The sequence below is a fragment of the Moorena sp. SIO4E2 genome, assembly GCF_010671945.1.
Taxonomy (GTDB): domain Bacteria; phylum Cyanobacteriota; class Cyanobacteriia; order Cyanobacteriales; family Coleofasciculaceae; genus Moorena; species Moorena producens.
In genome coordinates, this window is record NZ_JAAHIE010000949.1 from 1 (window position 1) to 2,129 (window position 2,129).

The following is a 2,129-nucleotide window of genomic DNA, read 5'->3' on the forward strand; positions in this document are numbered from 1 at the left end:
AGGAGGGATAACCGTGTTCTCTCCCCAACTTTTATCTCCAATTTACTCTGTATTGGCTCCGCTGTTCAGCATCGGATTGAATCTGCTGCAGGCGCGTTCGGGTCGCACCTCTTGATGCAGCGCATCGCTATTCCCAATTCCCGATTACCTACTCCCAATTACCGATTCTAAATTCTAAATTCTAAATTCTAAATTCTAAATTCTAAATTCTAAATTCTAAATTCTAAATTCTAAATTCTAAATTCTAAATTCTAAATTCTAAATTCCCTACTCCCTTAAAAAAAAATAGCCGCAGAAATACTATCCACGGCTAAAAAATTGACCATTAGTGATTCCGTTTTCAACCCTATCAGGACCTGCTCCCATGGGAGCAGACTCGATGATTTTGCCAGGGGGCAAAGCCCCCCAGAAAGTTAATCCGTTAACCTAGAATTATGTACTTGGTCATCATCGTAATAAATTCCCCAGGAATCCCCGTCGGTTGCAAAGGACTCCACTCAGAAATCTCCGCATAACGCAGCGCATAGAGGCTATGCATCGTGTTGATGATAGCCTTGCGGGAGCCCTTAAGAATGTGCTTAACAGGGTATTTTTTTGGAGAAGATTCCTGAGGATTATTACTAGGAGTAATATCCTCAGGGTTATTTTCAGGGTTTGGGCGAAATTCGGAATCCATATTGGTCACCTTTTGCTTGTTGTTAACAATATAATCATAATGATTATATTGTTAATTGTCAAGGGCTTTTATGATTTTTTTTGAGGAAAGGTATTTTAAATAAAATGTACGGGAACGGAATGGAAACTGTTTTTTTTAAGAGTAGTTAAAAAAGGGAATCGGGAATCGGGAATAGTGCTATAATTATTACTAATTACTGATTCCTAAACTATTTGCGATCGCAAAACTGATCTAGCATCTCATTAAAGCTGTTTGACCTGGTAGGTGGAATGGGAATCTTGGTGGAACGGGCATCTTGCCCGTTTCATTTCCGGCGGACTGTCCCAAAACTGGCTACGTAGAAAATGAGGGCAAGCCCGTCTTATCACGCACCCTACGCAGCTATAACTATTTGCGATCGCAAAACTGATCTAGCGCTTCTCCCATTAATCAGGTAAACAGGATTTTTACCTATTGCTAGCTTGCCTCTTGCCTCTTGCCTATCCCCAATTCTAAATTCTAAATTCTAAATTCTAAATTCTAACTTCTAAATTCTAACTTCTAAATTCTAACTTCTAACTTCTAAATTCTAACTTCTAACTTCTAACTTCTAACTTCTAACTTCTAACTTCTAACTTCTAACTTCCCTATTGCCCCATCGATCAATTCCTCAACACCATTAACCGGAATAATCGGAGTATTGAGCTGATCAGCCACTTCTGCCACAGTCATATCATCCAGAAACCGGGTATCACCATGCTTAAGCATCAACCCAGGTAACAGAATCATTTCTCCTAAATCTTTTCCTGTTAATCCCTTCAGTAAATCCTGTCCAGTCAGCAAGCCAGTAACCGTTATCTCCTGACCCCAGTAATCACTAGATAACGCAACCATGTTAATCTCCAATCCTGCCACAGCATTGAACCGCTCTACCACAGGTTCAAACGCTTTTTCCACCGCATTACCCACCACCCAAGTCCCCCGCCGGGGGATTTCTAGACCCTTAGGCAACCTTTCAGTAGCAGCAGTTTGGAATTGTTTCAGGAACAGACGAATCGAACCAACACCATTTCCAATTTGAGGGTAGTCTCCATAATCCGATTCTGTCGGTAACTCTTCTCTAGCAATCAAAAACCACTCATCGGCCAACCAAGCAAAGGTAGACCCCAACTCGTGCTTAAATTTCTCCTGAAGCCTTTGAACCTGACCAATCACTTCCCTTGCTTTGTCCCCAGTAACACTAATTAGTTCATCCTCCTGGGGTCGAAATCGAGTCAATCCCACCGGTACTACTGCCGTTGAAGCCACTGCGGGCAGATCATCGGTATAGAATTGCGCTAAATCTAGCAGAGTACGTTCTAAGTGAATGCCATCATTAATCCCAGGACACACCACTACCTGGGCATGAATTTGCAGCCGTCGCTCCTGAAACCACCTTAACTGCTCTAAAATTTGCCCAGCCCGAGGATTTTTC

Annotated in this window: 2 protein-coding genes; both read right to left on the reverse strand. The window is 42.1% G+C overall.

The features are described from left to right. Positions 1-421: 421 nt before the first annotated feature. The gene (locus F6K37_RS39300; protein ID WP_287256659.1) at positions 422-676 is read right to left on the reverse strand and encodes a hypothetical protein; all 255 of its coding nucleotides are present in this window, start codon (positions 674-676) and stop codon (positions 422-424) included. Positions 677-1,279: 603 nt separating this feature from the next. After that, on the reverse strand, positions 1,280-2,129 hold an 850-nt coding region (locus F6K37_RS39305; protein ID WP_287256661.1), incomplete at its 5' end, for a DUF512 domain-containing protein.